Annotated in this window: 20 protein-coding genes and 1 pseudogene; 10 read left to right on the forward strand and 11 right to left on the reverse strand. The window is 71.7% G+C overall.

Annotation, left to right across the window (positions count from 1 at the left end):
- Window positions 1-170 precede the first annotated feature (170 nt).
- From ITJ62_RS00450 to ITJ62_RS00470, 5 genes and pseudogenes are all read left to right on the forward strand, one after another.
- Window positions 171-1,442, forward strand: coding sequence for an HNH endonuclease signature motif containing protein (locus tag ITJ62_RS00450; RefSeq protein WP_194599256.1), 1,272 nt, complete (start codon window positions 171-173; stop codon window positions 1,440-1,442).
- 277 nt (window positions 1,443-1,719) lie between these two features.
- Complete coding sequence (locus ITJ62_RS00455) at window positions 1,720-2,178, forward strand: hypothetical protein (RefSeq protein ID WP_064294389.1); 459 nt, start codon at window positions 1,720-1,722, stop codon at window positions 2,176-2,178.
- Between the two features lie 42 nt (window positions 2,179-2,220).
- Window positions 2,221-2,820, forward strand: coding sequence for a TetR/AcrR family transcriptional regulator (locus tag ITJ62_RS00460; protein WP_194599257.1), 600 nt, complete (start codon window positions 2,221-2,223; stop codon window positions 2,818-2,820).
- Window positions 2,817-3,224: pseudogene (locus tag ITJ62_RS00465) on the forward strand (arsenate reductase ArsC); the annotation flags it as partial. The gene ITJ62_RS00460 and the pseudogene ITJ62_RS00465, both read left to right, overlap by 4 nt.
- A gap of 250 nt (window positions 3,225-3,474) precedes the next feature.
- Window positions 3,475-3,615: a hypothetical protein gene (locus ITJ62_RS00470; RefSeq protein ID WP_153303386.1), complete on the forward strand. Its 141-nt coding sequence runs from the start codon at window positions 3,475-3,477 to the stop codon at window positions 3,613-3,615.
- A 26-nt stretch (window positions 3,616-3,641) separates the two neighbouring features.
- Here ITJ62_RS00470 and ITJ62_RS00475 read toward each other — a convergent pair whose 3' ends face one another.
- Genes ITJ62_RS00475 through ITJ62_RS00495 form a run of 5 tightly spaced genes read right to left on the reverse strand, consistent with a single transcriptional unit; the run spans window position 3,642 to window position 7,558 of the window.
- Window positions 3,642-4,403, reverse strand: a complete 762-nt coding sequence (locus ITJ62_RS00475) for a GH25 family lysozyme (protein ID WP_370581772.1) — start codon at window positions 4,401-4,403, stop codon at window positions 3,642-3,644.
- Window positions 4,404-4,448: 45 nt separating this feature from the next.
- Complete coding sequence (locus ITJ62_RS00480) at window positions 4,449-5,525, reverse strand: sulfate/molybdate ABC transporter ATP-binding protein (RefSeq protein WP_228497751.1); 1,077 nt, start codon at window positions 5,523-5,525, stop codon at window positions 4,449-4,451.
- Window positions 5,522-6,289, reverse strand: a complete 768-nt coding sequence (locus tag ITJ62_RS00485; RefSeq protein ID WP_194600170.1) for an ABC transporter permease — start codon at window positions 6,287-6,289, stop codon at window positions 5,522-5,524. Before ITJ62_RS00485 ends, ITJ62_RS00480 begins: the two co-directional genes overlap by 4 nt.
- A 52-nt stretch (window positions 6,290-6,341) precedes the next feature.
- On the reverse strand, window positions 6,342-7,157 hold the full coding sequence (gene modA / locus ITJ62_RS00490) for a molybdate ABC transporter substrate-binding protein (RefSeq protein ID WP_194599260.1): 816 nt from the start codon (window positions 7,155-7,157) through the stop codon (window positions 6,342-6,344).
- Window positions 7,154-7,558, reverse strand: a complete 405-nt coding sequence (locus ITJ62_RS00495; protein WP_064296069.1) for a molybdopterin-binding protein — start codon at window positions 7,556-7,558, stop codon at window positions 7,154-7,156. Before ITJ62_RS00495 ends, modA begins: the two co-directional genes overlap by 4 nt.
- A gap of 125 nt (window positions 7,559-7,683) precedes the next feature.
- On the opposite strand from ITJ62_RS00495, the gene ITJ62_RS00500 reads away from it, so the two are divergent.
- Window positions 7,684-8,352 (forward strand): SGNH/GDSL hydrolase family protein, encoded by a 669-nt coding sequence (locus tag ITJ62_RS00500; RefSeq protein WP_194599261.1) that lies wholly within the window; start codon window positions 7,684-7,686, stop codon window positions 8,350-8,352.
- Window positions 8,353-8,373: 21 nt separating this feature from the next.
- Here the strand turns inward: ITJ62_RS00500 and ITJ62_RS00505 are convergent, their stop codons facing one another.
- Window positions 8,374-9,669, reverse strand: coding sequence for a M23 family metallopeptidase (locus ITJ62_RS00505; RefSeq protein WP_194599262.1), 1,296 nt, complete (start codon window positions 9,667-9,669; stop codon window positions 8,374-8,376).
- A 19-nt stretch (window positions 9,670-9,688) separates the two neighbouring features.
- The gene (gene coaBC, locus ITJ62_RS00510) at window positions 9,689-11,005 is read right to left on the reverse strand and encodes a bifunctional phosphopantothenoylcysteine decarboxylase/phosphopantothenate--cysteine ligase CoaBC (RefSeq protein ID WP_194599263.1); all 1,317 of its coding nucleotides are present in this window, start codon (window positions 11,003-11,005) and stop codon (window positions 9,689-9,691) included.
- An 80-nt stretch (window positions 11,006-11,085) separates the two neighbouring features.
- Here coaBC and ITJ62_RS00515 point away from each other — a divergent pair, with 80 nt between their 5' ends.
- From ITJ62_RS00515 to ITJ62_RS00525, 3 genes are all read left to right on the forward strand, one after another.
- The gene (locus ITJ62_RS00515; protein ID WP_194599264.1) at window positions 11,086-11,835 is read left to right on the forward strand and encodes an NRDE family protein; all 750 of its coding nucleotides are present in this window, start codon (window positions 11,086-11,088) and stop codon (window positions 11,833-11,835) included.
- A gap of 99 nt (window positions 11,836-11,934) precedes the next feature.
- Window positions 11,935-12,840 carry a LysR family transcriptional regulator gene (locus ITJ62_RS00520; RefSeq protein ID WP_194599265.1) on the forward strand — a complete coding sequence of 302 codons (906 nt, stop codon included), beginning with the start codon at window positions 11,935-11,937 and terminating at the stop codon, window positions 12,838-12,840.
- 224 nt (window positions 12,841-13,064) lie between these two features.
- A complete protein-coding gene (locus ITJ62_RS00525; RefSeq protein WP_194599266.1) occupies window positions 13,065-14,054 on the forward strand; it encodes an MBL fold metallo-hydrolase in 990 nt (329 codons plus the stop codon).
- 9 nt (window positions 14,055-14,063) lie between these two features.
- Here ITJ62_RS00525 and ITJ62_RS00530 read toward each other — a convergent pair whose 3' ends face one another.
- From ITJ62_RS00530 to ITJ62_RS00545, 4 genes are all read right to left on the reverse strand, one after another.
- A complete protein-coding gene (locus tag ITJ62_RS00530) occupies window positions 14,064-14,552 on the reverse strand; it encodes a hypothetical protein (RefSeq protein ID WP_194599267.1) in 489 nt (162 codons plus the stop codon).
- 124 nt (window positions 14,553-14,676) lie between these two features.
- Window positions 14,677-15,192, reverse strand: a complete 516-nt coding sequence (locus ITJ62_RS00535) for a DUF427 domain-containing protein (RefSeq protein WP_194599268.1) — start codon at window positions 15,190-15,192, stop codon at window positions 14,677-14,679.
- A 40-nt stretch (window positions 15,193-15,232) separates the two neighbouring features.
- Window positions 15,233-15,661, reverse strand: coding sequence for a hypothetical protein (locus tag ITJ62_RS00540; RefSeq protein ID WP_194599269.1), 429 nt, complete (start codon window positions 15,659-15,661; stop codon window positions 15,233-15,235).
- Window positions 15,658-16,269, reverse strand: coding sequence for a helix-turn-helix transcriptional regulator (locus ITJ62_RS00545; protein WP_194599270.1), 612 nt, complete (start codon window positions 16,267-16,269; stop codon window positions 15,658-15,660). Before ITJ62_RS00545 ends, ITJ62_RS00540 begins: the two co-directional genes overlap by 4 nt.
- 109 nt (window positions 16,270-16,378) lie before the next feature.
- Here ITJ62_RS00545 and ITJ62_RS00550 point away from each other — a divergent pair, with 109 nt between their 5' ends.
- The gene (locus ITJ62_RS00550; protein ID WP_194599271.1) at window positions 16,379-17,350 is read left to right on the forward strand and encodes an NAD(P)/FAD-dependent oxidoreductase; all 972 of its coding nucleotides are present in this window, start codon (window positions 16,379-16,381) and stop codon (window positions 17,348-17,350) included.
- The last annotated feature ends 27 nt before the right edge of the window (window positions 17,351-17,377 follow it).

Raw genomic sequence — 17,377 nt, forward strand, 5'->3', positions numbered from 1 at the left:
CCCTGAGTCCCCTTGCGATCCCTGAGCACCCCTCTCCGGTCCCTGAGTCCCCTCCGATCCCTGAGCAGCCCTCTCCGGCCCCTGAGCTTGTCGAAGGGCACACGAAGACACCCCCACAACCGAACCGACTCGGCATCTGGAATGTCAGTGGTCCGTGGTGGACTTGTCCCATGACCGAGACCACCCTCACCGCGATCCGCGCGAGCGACGAATACGCCGCGCGTCTCGCGGAGTTCTCGGATCACTACGCGGACATCCAGCGGCGTCGCGCCAACCTGGACGCCGAGGAGGCCCGCCTGCTTGCTCGGTCTGCCGCTTACGCGGACGCCTTCGCAGATGTCACGGTCCCGGCGATGTTCCCGCCGGCTGAGCGGCAGGCGCTATTCCGCCGCTCCACCTGTGCGGCCCTAGCCATGGCGACGCGGACCCCAGAGCAGACGGTCCGGCGGGCGACGAACGACGCGGAACGACTCGTGAACGACGCGCCTGCCGTGCTCGCGTCGCTTGAGGCCGGCCGCATCTCGGTCCGGCACGCGCAGACGATCATCGACCAACTCAGTGACGTGCCTACAGCAGGGCGGGCAGTGTTCCTCGTCGAAGTGCTAGCGGTCGCGGAAGAGTCCACCAACGCAAGCCTCCGGAGGCGCGCCCGCGTCCTGCGCGAGCGACTCCACCCCGAGTCGGTCACCGCCCGCGCCCGGCGGTCCGAGGCGGACCGTCGGGTGGAGTTCGAGCCCGCGGCAGACGGCATGGCCTGGGTGCACCTCTTCACCACCGCGCCCATCGCGCAGGGCATCATCGAGCGCGTCGAGGCCGCCGCCGCCGAGTCGCGTCAGGCCGGCGACACCCGCACCTGCGCGCAGCTCCAGGCCGATGCCCTCGCGGCGCTCGCGCTCACCGGCGTCACGCCCGACGACGTCATGTCGAGCCCGGTGCTTCCGCATCCGATCGAGGTGCAGGAGCACATCAAGCCGACCGTGCAGGTCACGGTGCCGGCCCTGAGTATGGCCGGTGTCTCCGACGCCCCGGCCACCCTCGACGGCTACGGACCAATCGACCCCGAGACCGCGGCACGCATCGCGGTGAACGCGCCCAGCTTCACCCGGATCCTCGTCCAACCCGAGACCGGCGCCGTCTTGTCGATCGGGCGGGGCCAGTACCGGGTTCCAGCCGATCTGCAACGGGCAGTGCGCCTCCGGGACGGCACTTGTCGGGCACCGGGCTGCGGCAGGCGCGCCAGAGCATGTGATCTCGATCATTCGGTCGCGTGGGACGACGGCGGGACCACGGATGTCGGCAATCTCGCCTGCCTCTGCCGACATCACCACCGCATGAAGCACCTCCCCGGCTGGAACCTCGACCACAAACCGGGCGGGGTGCTCGAGTGGACGACGCCTGACGGCAAAAACCATCGAACGGAACCGGACCCTGCACCGTTCTGACCCCCGCCGGTCCCTGAGCGGCGCCGCACTGAACCTGTCGAAGCATCGGAGGGTTGCTCGTGGGCACTTCGACAAGCTCAGTGACCGGGAGCGGTGTGCCCGGAACAATGAGGCATCCTCATGGGCACTTCGACAGGCTCAGTGACCGGGAAAGGGCCACCGGCGACGCTCCGGTCGCCCACCAGCTCGGTGCGCAGGAGGACGTCCGCCGGCTCACATCGTGCACCTCCGTCCGCAAGCCCCAGACATCCGGGGCCGATCGGGACAGACTGGTCACATGAGTTCTGCAGACGACCGCACCACCGACGGCCCCGACGACGCCCACCGAGTCCCCGCAGGGGTCGACGACGCCACCGTGGAAGCGGTCGGCAAAGTGACCGAGGCGCTCGAAGTCGTCGAGCAGGCGCGCGGCATGCTCTACGGCTTCCATCGCCTGACCGGCAAAGCGGACCTCGCGCTCGGCGAAGCCGCCGACGCCCTGCGCGAAGCCGGACACGACGCCCTCGCCGACCGGATCGACACCGAGCTGGTCGGACGCAACGTCATCGACGGACGCTGGACGTTCCAGATCGTCGAAGACTACGACGGCAACTACTGGGAACCGTTCCGCACGCTCGAGGCGGAGGTCCGCAACGAACTGGCGGGCGGGCGACGCCACCTCGCGGAAGCCGCCATGAAGGAGGACCGCCGCACGCACGGCGCACCCCACCACGAAGCCACGCCGCCGACGGTCTGAAGCCGCACGGCATCAGGGCCGCGTGCCGTTAGGCTCGATCCGATGACCGATGCACCCGTTTCCCGGACGAAGTTCTCCCGCCAACGGGTGATCGTCGGAGCCGCCGAGTTCGCCGACACGTACGGCGCCGACGCACTCACACTCGCCGCCCTGGCCCGCGAGCTCGACACCTCGGCACCGGCCCTCCTCAAGCACGTCCGCAGCACCGAGGACCTCCGCGCCGCCGTCGCTGCACAGGCCCTCGCCCAACTGGCCAGCGGACTCGACATCGCGACGAACGGCCTGAGCGGGTCCCCCGCACTCACCGCGCTGGCCGACGGGTACCGCCGCTTCGCCCTCGCCTATCCCGGTCGGTACGCCCTCGCGTTCTCGATCGAGGACGTCCGCGCCGACACCGGCGAGCCGGCCGACCGCGAGCTCGTGATGCTCGTCGAACGCGCACTCGCGGGGCGCGGTCTCGACAGCGTGGCGATGACGGATGCCGGACGCATCGTCCGAGCAGCCCTCCACGGCTTCGTGTCACTCGAGCTCGTCGGCGGCTTCTCCCGCGGCGCCGACCCCGCCACCAGTTACGCTGCCCTCGTGGACCTGCTCGACCATTCGTCCACCCTCGGCTCACGCCACCTCCAGGAGACGTCATGACCATCACCACCACCCCCACCGTCCTCTTCGTCTGCGTGCACAACGCCGGTCGCTCCCAGATCGCAGCCGGCTTCCTCGGCGCCCTCGCCGGCGACCGGGTCGAGGTGCTGTCGGCCGGGAGCGAACCGAAGGACCGGATCAACACCGTGGCTGTGGAGGCGATGGCCGAACACGGCATCGACATCACCGCAGCCGTGCCCCGCATCCTCACGACCGATGCCGTCCGGGCGTCCGACGCGGTCATCACGATGGGCTGCGGCGACGCCTGCCCGATCTTCCCCGGCAAGCGCTACGAGGACTGGGAACTCGAGGACCCGGCCGGGCAAGGCATCGAGGCCGTCCGCCGCATCCGCGACGACATCGAGGAGCGGATCGCCGCGCTGTTCGTCGAACTCGTGCCCGCCGAGGCGTCCGAGTTCCCGGCCACCATCGGCTCGGTCGCCCACGAAGCGCTCGGCGCGCACGGGTTCACCCGCTTCGAGCAGCTCACGCGGGTCTCCCCTGCCGCTCTGCTCCGCATCCACGGCGTCGGCCCGAAGTCCGTCGACGTCCTGACCGAAGGACTCGCAGCGCGCTCACTCGCCTTCGCCTCCTGAGGACGCCTGCGGCGCGCAACCCCATTGCCCAGCGCGACACCCGTCGTATCGTGGTCGTATGAGCAAGCACGCAGCGAACGACGACAACCTCCCCGAGGACCACGAGACCACCGAGGACTCCATCGAGCAGGAGGTCGACGGCGAGGACACGTTCCTCCCCGTCGCCGAGCCGACCACCGGTCCCGCTCCCGCCCCGTAACCCGAGGCGCCTCCGGACGCCGCGGATCAGGGGCCGACGAGGGCCCGGAGGTCGCGCAGGGAACCGTCGAAGACGTTCACGTCGATGGACTCCTCCTTGCCGACGTAGCCGGGCAGCCGTTCCCGGCTGGTGTACTGCCAGAGGTCCCACGCCCGCCCGTCCGACAAGACCGGCGGCGTGACGACCGAGCGGATCCACATCGGGTTCCGCTCGTACGAGCCCGCGAGGAACGCGTCGTAGTACCGCATGGTCGCGTAGATGATCGGTGGACGACCGTAGTGCTCCTCGAGTGCCGCGAGGAGCGGGTCGAGCACGGCGGCGACGCGCTCGGCGCTCGGTGGTGTCCGGCAATAGTCGGCGTAGCACTCGAGATCGATGGTGATCGGTAGAGCGCCAGCCGTGACCGGCACGGTGTCGAAGATGTTCTGCGCCTGCGTCTCGGCCGGGCTGTCGAAGCTCAGGAAGTGGTACGCCCCGATCAGCAAGCCGGTCTCATCGGCCGCCCGCTGTGCACCCGCCCAGTTCGCGGCGAACCGTTCGTCCTGATCACCTGATCCCTCGGTCGCCTTCATGATCGCGAAGTCGATGGGCTGAGCCGCGAGGACGTCCCAGTCGATCTCGCCCTGGTACGAGGAGACGTCGACACCACGCACCGCGTACGAGGCGGCCAGGATCGCGTTCGGCCGCACCAGCCCCATGAAGACGAGCGCCGCGCAGATCCCGCCGATCGCGAGCGTGCCGGCCGCCCCGACGACGAGCGGCCACCAGCGTCTCCAGAATCGGCTCACCGACTCACTCTGTCACGTCCCGGCCGTGTCCCGGTGCAGGACGCCTCAGCGCGGGTACAGGACCGCTGCCCGCGGGTCGACCACGAAGTCGACGACGTCGCCCGTCGACCAGCCTGCGGACGCGAGCTGCTGCACGGCGACGTCGGCGCTGATGACCGCCGAGCGGACCCGGACGACGTCCCCCCGCGGCTCGAGGTCGGTGATCGTCGCGCGGATCGCACCCGGCGCACTCGGGCCGCTGGACCCCTCCGCCTCGCGCACCTCGACGCGGGACGGTCGGAACGCGCAGGCGACGGCGACCCCGACCGGGATCGAGTCTGCCTCCGCGGAGGAGTCGGCCTCGACCTCCGTTCCGTCCGGCAGACGGAGCCCACGTGCCGTGCGGACGCCCGTCAGCAGTTCGAGTCCCGCGAGGTCAGCGGTGAACGCCGTCCGCGGCCGCTCGAGCACCTCCGCCGTCGGCCCCTGCTCGACGATGCGCCCGGCGTCCAGGACGATCACCCGGTCCGCGAGCGTGTACGCGTCGAGCACCTCGTGCGTCACGAGCACGGTCGTCCGCCCACGCAACTGGTCGCGGAGCATGCGGCGCAGGTGTGGAGCGACGGTCGCGTCGAGCGCGGCCATCGGTTCGTCGAGGAGGAGGAGGGCGGGGTCCGGGGCCAGCGCGCGGGCGAGCGCCGCCCGCTGCGCCTGGCCGCCGGACAACTCGGCGGGACGGCGCCCCTCGAGCTCGGACGCCTCGACCTCCGCGAGTCGTCGTCGGGCGACGTCCCGAGCCTCGCCGCGCGACGCACCGGCGACCAGCGGGCCATAGGCGACGTTGTCGAGCACGGAGCGGTGCGGGAAGAGCAGCGCCTCCTGCGCCAGGAGCGAGATCCCCCGCCGGTGCGGCGGCAGCCAGTGGTCTCGACCCGATCCACCGACCGCGAACAGCTCGCGACCGGCGAGCGTCGCGTGACCGGTGTCCGGACGCAGGAGCCCGGAGAGGACCGCGAGCAGCGTCGACTTGCCGGCGCCGTTGGGGCCGAGCACGGCGACGGTCTCCCCCGCGGCGAGTTCGACGGCGAGCTCCCAGTCGCGTTCACGCAACGTCGCTCGGAATTCCAGGGCCGCCCCGGTCATCGCACCACTCCGGCGACTGTCCGTCCACGGCGGATCGACCCCTGCGCCCCAGCGACGCCGACGACGAGCACGGCCACGACGACGAGGACGAGCGACAGCGCGACCGCGGCGTCGGGATCGGTCTCGCGCTGCAGGTAGATCTCGAGCGGCAGCGTCCGGGTGACCCCCTGCAGGCTGCCCGCGAACGTGAGAGTAGCCCCGAACTCACCGAGGGCCCGCGCGAACGAGAGGATCGCGCCCGACACGACGGCGGGTGCGAGGAGCGGCAGCGTGACGGTGCGGAAGACCGTGGTGGGACGTGCGCCGAGCGTCGCGGCGACGGCCTCGTACCGCGAGCCGGTCGTGCGGATCGCCCCCTCCAGGCTCAACACGAGGAACGGCAGGGCGACGAACGTCTGGGCGAGGACGACGGCGGTCGTGGAGAACGCGATGTCGATCCCGGCGTCCGCGAGTGCCGGTCCGAGCAGGCCGAGCCGACCGAAGGTGTAGAGCAGGGCGATCCCGCCGACGACGGGCGGGAGCACGAGCGGGAGGAGGACGAGCGACCGTAGCAGGCGCTGCCCCGGGAACCGGGTGCGCGCGAGGACGAGGGCGAGCGGCACGCCGAACACGATGCAGAGGGCCGTCGCGAGTGACGACGTGCGCAGACTCAGCCCGAGCGCCGCGATCGACGACTCGGAGGTGACGAGTGCACCGAAGTCCGCCCAGTCCACGCGCAGGACGATCGCGACGAGCGGCAGCAGGACGAACGCGGCGCCGACCATGGCGACGACGATGATCCAGCGGGGCACCCCCGAGCCGAGTTCTCTCACGGGGTCACGGTGCGCCGAAGCCGGCGTCGGCGAGCACCCGCTGTCCCTCGGCGCTCACGACGTAGGCCGCGAAGGCCGCCGCGACCGCGGGGTTCGCGCTCCCCGCGAGCGGCGCGATCGGGTAGGTGTTGACGGCCTTCGACGACTCGGGGAAGGTGATGCCCCGCACGGCGTCGCCGGCCGCGATGACGTCGGTCACGTAGACGAGCCCCGCATCGGCCTCGCCCGAGGTCACCTTGCCGAGGACGTCGGTGACGGAGGACTCCTCGCTGACCGGGCTCAGCGCGACACCCGTGGCCTCCTCGACGGCGACGGTGGCAGCTCCACAGGGGACCTGCGGCGCGCACACGACCGTCTTGACGCCCGGACGGGCGAGGTCGGCGAAGGTCTCCACGCCGGCGGGGTTCGACGGGGGCACGGCGATCTGCAGGACGTTGGTCGCGAAGTCGACCGGACCACCCTCGACGAGGTCGGCATCGGTCAGCTCCGCCATGTTCTTCTCGTCCGCGGAGGCGAACACGTCGCCCGGGGCTCCGTTCATGAGCTGCGTGACGAGGTCGGAGGATCCGGCGAAGGTCAACTCGACGGTCGTCCCGGGGTGCGCCTCCTCGAAGTCCTCCGCGAGCGTGGTGAAGGTCGTCTTGAGCGACGCCGCCGCGTAGACCGTGACGGAGCCGCTGAGCTCGTCCGCTGTGGCCGAGGCGGTGGATGTCGGCGTCGCGGCCGGGGCGGCGCAGGCGGACGCTGCGAGCAGGACTCCGGCGCCGAGGGCCAGTGCGCTGAGCAGTCGGAAGGACCGACGGGGTGCGGTGCGGTTCACGAGCTCGCCTTCGGGGTCTCGATGAGGACCGTCGTGGCCTTCACGACGGCGATGGCCGTGGAGCCGAGTTCGAGGCCGAGTTCACGCACGGCCTCACTGCTCATGAGCGACACCACCCGGTGCGGCCCGCACTGCAGTTCCACCTGCGCCATGACCGTGTCCATCGTGATGTCGGTGACGATGCCGACGAATCGGTTGCGTGCCGAGCGTCCGATCTCCGAGGGGTCGACGGGGAGGACGGCGTTCTCCCGGGCCAGCCGAGCGAGCGACAGGCCGTCGACGACCGCTCGGCCCGCCTCGTCCTTCGCACTGACGAGTGCGCCCTGGTCTATCCAGCGACGGACCGTGTCATCACTGACCCCGAGGAACAGGGCGGCATCTCGGATACGGATCTGCGGCATGGAGACAGGCTAGTGCACGCATTCGCGTTGACACGACCTAGCTGTATCCGCATTCGCGCTTCGGGTCGTCGGCAGTCGACCGGCGCTTCGACCCTCCACGACACCCCCTGCTCCGAACCATCCGTATGAGATCACGCCTGCTCGCCGCCGTCACCCTGCTCGCCCTCGCCACCGGCCTCTCCGCCTGCGCATCGCCCGATTCAGGAACCGGCGGCGCCATGGGCGACGGACCGCTCGTCGCGTTCTACGGCGACTCGTACACCCTCGGCACCGGAGCGAGCGACCCGGCCAACCGCTGGTCCACCGTCGTCAGCGAGGAACGCGGCTGGCGGGAGTTCAACCCCAGCGTCAACGGCCTCGGGTTCGTGAACCACCGCGACCGATTCGGCGACGACAGCGGCGACCTGCCCTCCCTCATCATCGCCGAGCAGCCCGACATCGTCTTCGTCACGATGGGCCTCAACGACGCGTTCAGTTTCGACGATGCCGCCGACCGGATCCACGAGCAGATCACGACGGACCTGCATCGCCTCCGCGACGCCCTCCCGGAGGCCCGCTTCATCGTCGTCGAACCGTTCTGGTACACCGACGAGCGACCGCAGTCGATCGAGACGATCATCGGCTGGGTGGCCGACGCCGCGCAGGAGATCGACACCGACACCATCCCCGGGGCGTCTCATTGGATCGAGGGGCACCCGGAGTGGATGGCCGCGGACGGCCTCCACCCGAACGACGAGGGGTACGCGGAGATGGCTCGCCGGATGGATGCCGAGCTCGAGCGCCTCGGACTCTGACGCCCCGGTGTCCGACGCGGCTCAGCCCAGGCGGATGCCCCGGTCCGCCATGAACGGGACGGCATCGACGCGCGAACCGCCGATCCTGACCTCGAAGTGCACGTGGCATCCGGTCGAGGCACCCGTCGTCCCGACGAGCGAGATGTTCTGACCGGCGGACACCCACTGCCCCTCGCCGACGAGGATGCTGCTGTTGTGCGCGTATCCGGTCATGACGCCGCCGCCGTGGTCGACGAGCACCCAGTTGCCATAGGTGCCGAGCCAGCCGGCGTAGACCACGGTGCCGGCGTTCGCGGCATAGACCGCTCGCCCGCAACCCGCTCCGATGTCGGTGCCCGAGTGGAACGGGTTGACGCCGGGCACGGGGCGACCGGGTCGCGGTCCGTAGTTGTCGGTGATCCGGCCGGAGATCGGCAGGGCCCACCCCTGGCTCCCGACGGCACCCGAGGCACCGCCACCTCCGCCGCCGCCTCCTCCGCCACCGCCGGCGTTCGCAGCGGCCTCGGCAGCCGCCCGTGCGGCCTCAGCTGCGGCCGCCGCGGCTGCAGCGGCGGCGGCAGCAGCCGCTTTCACTTCCTCACCCTTGCGGTAGTCGGCCTCGGTGGCTGCGCGGTTCTCCTTGAGGACCACGAGCTGGGCCTCGAGCGTCGCGAGGTACTCCTGCTGCTCGGACACGGCGGTCTCGGCGTCGGCACGGGCTGCGACCGCGTCCCCGAGGGCGGTCTCGGCCGCAGCGGCGAGCTCGCCGAGGGCGGCCTCGGCGATGGTCGCCTGCTCGGTGAGCAGCGACGCCGTGTTCGCATCGGTCCTCGCCCGGTCGTAGGTGCCGTCCGTGGACTCGCTGAGCTTCGTGATCGTGCTCAAGCGTCCGAGGAGCGACTCCGGCGCCTGGCCGTCGAGGAATGCGGCGGTACTGAGGTCGACGTTCCCCGACCGCAACCAGGCCGCGACGAGCGCGCCGGCCTGGCGTTTGGAGGCCTCTGCCGCGGTCGTCGCGGCCACGGCCTGCTCGCGGAGCGAGACGGCACGGTAGCTCGCCTCGTCGACGGCCAGCTGAGCGGCCTCGTACTCGTCGGCACGGAGGACGGCCTCAGCTTCGGCGAGCGCCGCAGCGGTCTTCAGCTGCTGGACGAGCCCTTCGATCTGCCCGATGGTCGATTGCTTCGAGGACTCGCTCGAGCGGGCCGCCTCGACGTCCTCCCAGCTGGGGTACTCCGCAGCGGCGGCCGGCTGTGCGAGACCCATCGAGAGGACGATGACTCCGGCGAGCGCCGCGGCGATGGAGGCGCGACGGCGCGCGGGACGGAGGCGTGGCATGCTGCCATCGTGGCAGTGGTCAGCCCCGTTCGGGGGCAGGCTCGCCCGCCGGCGGACGAACTGACTCCGCCCGGTGGGCGAGCACGAGGTCGAGGAGCCGGTCGGCGATGCTGCGCTTCGAGCCGGTCGCCTCACCGACCACCTCGCCGGCGCCGTCGATCACGACGACGTCGTTGTCGGGCGTGCCGAAACCGTTCGTCCACCCCACGCGGTTGAGCACGAGGAGGTCGGCCCCCTTGCGTGCCACCTTGGCTCGGCCGAAGGCCAGCAGCTCCGCGCGGTCGGCGGCGGTCTCCGCGGCGAACCCGACGACCAGTCGTCCCGGCACCCGCGCCGCGGCGAGTCCGGCGAGCACGTCAGGGTTGCGGACGAGTCGTAGGGTGAGCTCGTCGCCGGTGTCGTCCTTCTTGATCTTGCGTTCGGCGATCTCGGCGGCGCGGTAGTCGGCCACGGCTGCCGCCATGACCACGAGCGTCGCGTCGGCTGCCACGTCCTCCATGGCGACCGCGAGTTCCGCAGCGGTGCCGACCGGGACGATCCGCAGACCGTCGACCGCAGCCGCTTCGGCCGCGACGTCGGCGTCCAGGTGCGCCGCGACGAGCACCACCTCGGCCCCGCGCTCTGCGGCGGCCTGCGCGATGGCCAGCCCCTGCCGACCGCTCGACCGGTTCCCGAGGAACCGCACCGGGTCGAGCGGCTCACGGGTGCCGCCGGCCGAGACGACGACGCGCTCGGCGCGCAGGTCCTCCGGGTGCGCGTCCGCTCCACCGGAGCGTCCGGCGAGCAGCGCCAAGCCGGCGGCCACGATGTCGTCGGGCTCGCTCATGCGTCCCGGTCCCGTGTCACCGCCGGTCAGCGGGCCGTGCGCCGGCCCGATGACGGCCACCCCGCGCGATCGCAGGAGGGCGACGTTCGCGGTCGTCGCCGGGTGCTGCCACATCTCGGTGTGCATCGCCGGCGCTAGCAGGACCGGCGCCCGGCTGGCCAGGATGGTGGTGCCGAGGAGGTCGTCGGAGAGTCCCGCCGCGAGTTTCGCGAGGGTGTTGGCCGTCGTCGGCGCGACGACGATGAGTTCCGCGCGCTGCCCGAGGGCGACGTGCCGGACTTCGGCGACGCCGTCGTAGAGGGAGGTCGTGACGGGGTTCCGGCTGATCGCCTCAAGTGTCGGCAGGCCGACGAACCGGAGGGCGCTCTCGGTCGGCACGACGTGGACGTCGAAGCCCGCGAGGACGAACCCGCGGACGACGCCGACCGCCTTGTAGGCGGCGATCCCGCCCGTGATCCCGACGACGACCGTGCGCTCTGCCGCCTCCCGCGATGCGTCCTGCACGCCCATGCCGCCTCCTCGCTTCCGGCGCTCCCGCGCCGGGTCCTCGTCTAGTCTGTCCTAGTCCGGCCGGCCGAGGAGGAACCAGCGTGTGCACCGTCATCATCGACTTCGAGCCGGGGCGCGCGTGGCCGATCGCCGTGCTCGGGCTGCGAGACGAGCAGCCGGGGCGTGCCTGGGACCCACCCGGCGCGTGGTGGCCAGGACTCGGTGACAGCGTCCGCGGCATCCACGACCGCGAAGCGGGCGGCGCGTGGCTGGCGACGAACGACGACGCCCCTGGCGGCCCCCGGGCGGCGGTGGTCCTCAACCGACGCGAGGACCTCGACATGCCCGCCCCCGGGTGGACCTCGCGAGGCGTCCTCCCCCTGCAAGCCGTCACGACCGGCATCGACGCGGACGACGCCCGCAGCGCCCGATCCTGGAACCTCGTGGAGCTGCGTCCCGACCGCGTCGCCGTGACGAGCTGGGACGGCACCTCACTCCGCTCGATCGACGTCGCACCCGGTCTCCACCTCGTGACGCACGAGGGCCCCGACCACCTCGACGTCCCACGGGTCCACCGGTGGAGGCCGGCCTTCCTCGACGTCCCGTCGCCCATCGGTCCGCTGGACGGTGCGACGGCCGCGTCCTGGGAGCCGTGGTTGCGCACGTTGCGCTCCACGACGACCGTCCCCGCCGCCGCCGACGAGGCGATCGTCCGCATCGACGACCACGACGGCCTGCGCCTCGCCTCGCTCTCGGTGACGGCCCTCTCGCTCGGCCCCGACGGCGCGGTGCTCCGGAACGCCCGACTCGCCGAGCCCGGCCATCTGCCGGAGGAGCTCGTCTGGGAGTGACCCGGACGGCGACGGTCAGCACCCTCCGGGAGCCACGGGACCCGGATCGGACTGCCACCCGTGTGGAGGGCGCCCTGGCGCGCTCGATACTGTTGCAGCATGGCCCTGAACCCCGTGCGACTGCGACTGCTCGAGGCGTTCGACCGCCTCGGTACGATCCGCGCCGTCGGCCGTGAGCTCGACCTCAGCCCCTCGACCGTCTCGCAGCAGCTCTCCGTGCTCGAGGCCGAGACCGGCGCCGCGCTCCTCGAACGACGCGGCCGGACGCTCACCCTGACGCCGACCGGTGCGCTGCTCGTCGAGCGCGCTCGGGCCCTGCTCGCGCAGATGGACGCCATCGAAGTCGAACTGGCCGAGGTCGAGTCCGAGCCGTCCGGTCGATTCCGCATCGCCGGGTTCGCGAGCGTCATCGCCCCCATCCTCATCCCCGCCGCGCGCTCCCTCGCGCGGCAGTACCCGCGACTCGAGGTCGAACTCATCGAGGTCGAACCGCACGAGAGCACCACCGCCGTCCAGCGGGGCACGTGCGACGTCGTGATCACCGTCGATCAGGAGGACGGGTTCCTCCTCGACCCCTCGGTGCACAGCGTGCCCCTCACCACCGACCCCCTCCTGCTCATCGCGCCGCTCGACCACCGACTGGCCGCACAGGAGCAGGTCACCTTCAGCGAGCTGCAGACGGAGTCCTGGGCCCTCGACGCACCGGGCACCTACCTCGGCGAACTCGTCCCGCTGATCTGTCGTCGCGCGGGGTTCGAGCCGAAGGTGGCGGGACGGTTCACGAGCTACGAGGTCGTCATCGACCACGTGGCGGCCGGGCTGTCGATCGCCGTGCTCCCGGACATCGCGATCGGCTCGCGGACGGACGTGGTGCGGAAACCCATCGCCGGGATGAGCGAGCGGAAGATCGTCGCGACGGCGAGGAAGGGCTCACTGCAGCGTTCGGCCGTCGCGGCAGCGCTCGCGGCGGTACAGCGTGCCACGGACGAGGCCGTCGCCCGCTGAGCCGCGGCGGAACCAGCCGAGACTCCCTTCGGGGAGGATCAGCCGTGGTAGCCGGACTTGGCCATGGCGACGAGCGCCCCGACCAGGCCGATGCCGCCGAAGACGGTGATGAAGGCGATCACGCCGATGAGGATGTCGTTGACGGTCATGCACCCATCGTACTGAACCCGACGGGCCCCACGACTAGGGTTGGTCCGTCCCCCGACACCACCCGGAGCAGCACCATGATCACCTCATCGAGCGAATCCCAGGCTGCCGCCTTCCGCGACGGCCGGATCCCTGCGACGGAGCACCTCGACGCCGACACGGTCGTCATCGCCGTCCCGACCGGCGACCCCGGCAATCCCTTCACCCTCTGCTCGGTGCTCTTCGGCACCGACGGTCGTGCGATCGTCGTCGATCCCGGAACCGACACCCCCGAGGGCCGCGAACACCTGCTGCGGGAGCTCCGCGGCATCGGTGTGACGACGCTCACGGGCGTCGTCGTGACCCACCTGCACCCCGATCACCTGGGCCTCGCCAGCATGCTCCGCGACGAGCTCGCCGCACCGGTCCTCATGCACCGTCTCGAAGACGAGGCGGCGGGCTCGACGCCGCCGGGCCCGGCCGACCTCGCGGCGGCACTGGACGAGTGGGGTGTCCCGGCGGACGACACGACCGTGCGCCCCTGGGCCACGGGTGCGACGGCACCCGCCGGGCACCTCGGCGACACCCGTGCGGACCGGACGCTCGAGGACGGCGAGCTGCTGACGCTCCCCGGTCGCTCGATCAGGGTCCTGCACACACCCGGCCACACGACGGGTCACCTCACCCTGCGCGATGAGGACCGCGGATACCTGTTCACCGGTGACCACGTGCTGCCGACGATCTTCTCGGGCCTGGGCCTCGGGGCGCGCACCTCGGAGAACCCGGTGACGGCCTACCTGTCGTCGCTCGAACGCGTCCGCGGCTACGACGGCGATCAGGTGATCCCCGGACACGGCTTCCGATTCACGGGACTCGCGGACCGGTGCGACGAGCTGGCCGCGCACCATCTGCGGCGAGCGGACGAGGTGCGCGCCGTCCTGGCGGACGACCCTGACGCGAGCGTGTGGACCATCGCCTCCCGCATCGGCTGGTCGGCCGGATGGGACGCGCTGACCGGTCTCCTCCGCGTCTCGGCCCTCACGCAGACCGACTGGCACCGGGCACGCCTTGAGCAGCTCGCCGGCTGACCGTCCGCGCTACCGGCGGAGGCCGGCCCACCCGCCTCGACGACGAGCCAGCGCCCGTTCGAAGGCGTAGAGCCCACCGCCGGCCGCCACCCCGGCGGCGAGCACCGCGAACACGACGACCCCGATCGTCGAGGCGAGTCCGATGGGTGCGGCGATGAGGCCGCCGACGATCAGGACGAGGAAGGCCGCACCACCACCGGCGATCCAGGCCCGATGGACCGGGCCCCGCTCGCCCCAGTGGTCGAGGATGCCGAGCGCCAGCAGCGCGCCGACCGCCCCGACCGCTGCGAGCATCCCTCCGACGAGTCCGCCGACGAGGACGGCGATCCCGCCGAGGTCGGCCGGATGCACCGAGACGGTCCCCACCGTCCCGAAGAGCTCTGCACCGGCCGCGAGGGCCGCCCCGGCGACCGCTCCGACGCTGACGGCGAGGCCGAACAGCGGGACGACGCGGAGGAGGGACCAACCCGGGTCCCCTGCTTCATCGAATGCGTCCATGGCCTCGACCGCCTCCTGCGCGCCTCGTCGTCGACGGCGCTTGGCGCTCAGCGTGACACGAGGGTGCGTGGCGCTCCAGGGCGTTGCGCGCGAAGCAGGAGCGGGTGTAGGACTGCGGCGTCCGCTACCAGCCGCGCGTGCCCGGGGCGCCCTTGAACGGGCCGACGATCCCCGGCGTGATCCATCCGCCGTAGAAGTCGCCCTCCTGCGCCTGCACCTGCACCCCGTCGACCTCGCAGGCGTCCATGCGTCCCGGATAGACGGCGATCATGCCGAACAGCGGCGCGTATCCCGGACGCGGATCGGGGTAGGTCCACGCGGCGGCACCGGCGACCTGGTCGCCCACCCGCACGTCGAGGTAGTGGGCCTCTCCTTTGAACTCGCACATGGTCGTCCCGTCGACGGGCACCAGGACCCCCGGCGAGAAGTCCGCCGCCGGGACGTAGTACACCGGCGGGTGGCTCGTCTCCAGGACCCGGACCGCGGCCGTCGACTCCGCGATGACCGTGCCGCCGAACCGGATCACGACGCGTTCGTCGCGCGGCTCGACCCGCGGCGGACGCGGGTACTCCCAGACGGACTCCTCACCGGGTCCGGGCTGGACGGGCAGGGGACGACGGAATCGCGAGGAGTCGGGCATCTCCCCATGCTGCCCGGTCCACCTGAGCGACGACCGCGAATCAGGCGCTTCGGCCCACGGGCCGGAGCGCCAGCCAGAGCAGCCAGGTGCCGGCCGCGGCGTACCCGATCAGCAGCAGCACGACGGCCGTCGACGCGAGGTCGTAGACGACGGGGAGCACCGGGGAGCCCCCGACGCCGGCATCCGTCGACTTCCAGTTCGCGGTGAGGAGGGCCAGGACGAGCAGCACCACGGCGCCGGCGAGGATCGGCCCGCCGGTGGCCCAGACCTTCTGCTTCGTGGTCCAGGCACGCGACCGCCACAGCATGACCATGCCGGCCACCCAACCGACGAACGGCACGACGAGCCCTCCGAGCATCACGAACAGTGCGGCCGTGATCGCGAACCCGCGGCGCTCGAGGACCTGCTCCGCGAACGGCCGGTCGTCTTCGGGTGGACGGGCGCCCTCCTGGTCGTCGTGTCCGATCATGCGCTCCTCCTCGTCGACGTCGCCCGGACGTGCATCCGTTCGCCCTGCTTGCCGAACAGGCTGAGGAACTCCACCGCTGCGGCCTCAGCCCGGCCGAACCAGTGCGGGACGCGGGTGTCGAACTCGGCGACCTCACCCGCGGTGAGGACGATGTCCTGGTCGCCGAGGAGGAGCCGCAACCGACCGTTGAGGACGTAGAGCCACTCGTATCCCTCGTGGACCTGCTGCGTCTCAGGCGCCTGCGGGCCGTCGCCGCCGTGGATGATGCTCTTGAACGCGTGGATGCCGCCCGATCGACGCGTCAACGGCACGATCGTCTGGCCGTACCGCTGGACGGGCTTCAAGTGGACGCGGGGATCACCCGTCTGCGGAGCGCCCACGAGGTCGTCCAGAGGCACCTGGTGCGCCTTGGCGAGCGGGAGGAGCAGCTCGAGGTTCGGTCGGCGCTGGCCGGACTCGAGCCGGGAGAGGGTGGAGACCGAGATGCCCGTCTCGGCTGACAGCGCGGCGAGCGTGGTGCCGCGATGCTGCCTGATGGCTCGCAGTCTCGGCCCGACGGCATCCAGGACGCCGTCGATGGACCGTTGCTCGTCGTGTGCATGCGCCATGGGTCGATTCTCGCTCGCACGTTGCCGCTTCGGCAAGTGTTCTTGCCACTTCGGCACCAGTCGGCGCACCCTGGACACCTCCCAGCACGTCGACCGAACGGAACGATCCATGAGCACTCCCGTCACTCCAGCAACCACCACCGACCTCGTCGACGCCGTCATCGTCGGCGGGGGCGCCGCCGGGCTCAGCGCAGCCATCATGCTCGGACGATCACGACGGTCCGTGATCGTCGTCGACGGCGGCGAGCCCCGGAACGCACCCGCCGACGGGGTGCACGGCTTCCTGACCCGGGAGGGCACCCCGCCTCGCGAGCTCCTGCGCCTCGGCCGCGCGGAGGTGGCGTCGTACGACGTCCGCATCGTCGACGGCCAGGTCGTCGATGCCAGGCGCGACGACGACTGGTTCACCCTGACGACGGCGGACGGCGCGATCGTCCGAGGCCGCCGCCTCCTCATCGCCACCGGCACCGCCGACGAGCTCCCGCCCATCCCAGGCCTCTGGGAGCGGTTCGGCCGCGACGCCCTCCACTGCCCCTACTGCCACGGCTGGGAGGTCCAGGACCGCGTGATCGGGGTCCTCGGCACGAACGCGGAGGCCGCCGCCCACCAGGCGCAGCTGTTCCGGCAGCTGAGCGACCGGGTCGTCGTGCTCCGCAACACCGCGGGCGCCTTCACGGCGGAGCAGGAGGCGGCGTTCGCGGCGCGGGGCATCGAGGTGGTCGACGGCGTCGTGGAGCGGCTCGAGATCACCGACGACCGGCTCGTCGGCGTGCGCCTGGACGACGGCCGCTCCGTCCCCGTCGAGGCGCTGGCCGTCGCCCCCGTCAACCGGGTGCGCGCCGAGGCGTTCACCGGTCTCGGGCTCCACACGCGACCGCACCCGCGGGGAGCCGAGTTCGGTGACGCGATCGGCGTCGACGAGCTGGGCGCCACCTCGGTGCCGGGTGTCTGGGCGGCCGGAGACGTCACGAACCTGCGCACCCAGGTCCTGCAGGCGGCGGCCGCCGGATCGATGGCCGGCGCGATCATGAACGCCGACCTCGTCCAGGAGGACGTGCGGCGTGCCCTCGCGAAGCGGTAGAACCACCACTGTCGCGCGAGACGCGGA

It is taken from the genome of Plantibacter sp. VKM Ac-2876 (assembly GCF_015350715.1).
Lineage (GTDB): Bacteria > Actinomycetota > Actinomycetes > Actinomycetales > Microbacteriaceae > Plantibacter > Plantibacter auratus.

Coding starts and splice junctions, on each gene's coding strand:
- ITJ62_RS00550 (WP_194599271.1), top strand. CDS start 16,379: ATGAGCACTCCCGTCACTCCAGCAACCACCACCGACCTCGTCGACGCC.
- ITJ62_RS00460 (WP_194599257.1), top strand. CDS start 2,221: ATGACCGATGCACCCGTTTCCCGGACGAAGTTCTCCCGCCAACGGGTG.
- ITJ62_RS00530 (WP_194599267.1), bottom strand. CDS start 14,552: ATGGACGCATTCGATGAAGCAGGGGACCCGGGTTGGTCCCTCCTCCGC.
- ITJ62_RS00535 (WP_194599268.1), bottom strand. CDS start 15,192: ATGCCCGACTCCTCGCGATTCCGTCGTCCCCTGCCCGTCCAGCCCGGA.
- ITJ62_RS00520 (WP_194599265.1), top strand. CDS start 11,935: ATGGCCCTGAACCCCGTGCGACTGCGACTGCTCGAGGCGTTCGACCGC.
- ITJ62_RS00540 (WP_194599269.1), bottom strand. CDS start 15,661: ATGATCGGACACGACGACCAGGAGGGCGCCCGTCCACCCGAAGACGAC.
- ITJ62_RS00500 (WP_194599261.1), top strand. CDS start 7,684: ATGAGATCACGCCTGCTCGCCGCCGTCACCCTGCTCGCCCTCGCCACC.
- ITJ62_RS00525 (WP_194599266.1), top strand. CDS start 13,065: ATGATCACCTCATCGAGCGAATCCCAGGCTGCCGCCTTCCGCGACGGC.
- coaBC (WP_194599263.1), bottom strand. CDS start 11,005: ATGGGCGTGCAGGACGCATCGCGGGAGGCGGCAGAGCGCACGGTCGTC.
- ITJ62_RS00495 (WP_064296069.1), bottom strand. CDS start 7,558: ATGCCGCAGATCCGTATCCGAGATGCCGCCCTGTTCCTCGGGGTCAGT.
- ITJ62_RS00470 (WP_153303386.1), top strand. CDS start 3,475: ATGAGCAAGCACGCAGCGAACGACGACAACCTCCCCGAGGACCACGAG.
- ITJ62_RS00455 (WP_064294389.1), top strand. CDS start 1,720: ATGAGTTCTGCAGACGACCGCACCACCGACGGCCCCGACGACGCCCAC.
- ITJ62_RS00485 (WP_194600170.1), bottom strand. CDS start 6,289: ATGGTCGGCGCCGCGTTCGTCCTGCTGCCGCTCGTCGCGATCGTCCTG.
- ITJ62_RS00545 (WP_194599270.1), bottom strand. CDS start 16,269: ATGGCGCATGCACACGACGAGCAACGGTCCATCGACGGCGTCCTGGAT.
- ITJ62_RS00505 (WP_194599262.1), bottom strand. CDS start 9,669: ATGCCACGCCTCCGTCCCGCGCGCCGTCGCGCCTCCATCGCCGCGGCG.
- ITJ62_RS00450 (WP_194599256.1), top strand. CDS start 171: ATGACCGAGACCACCCTCACCGCGATCCGCGCGAGCGACGAATACGCC.
- ITJ62_RS00480 (WP_228497751.1), bottom strand. CDS start 5,525: ATGACCGGGGCGGCCCTGGAATTCCGAGCGACGTTGCGTGAACGCGAC.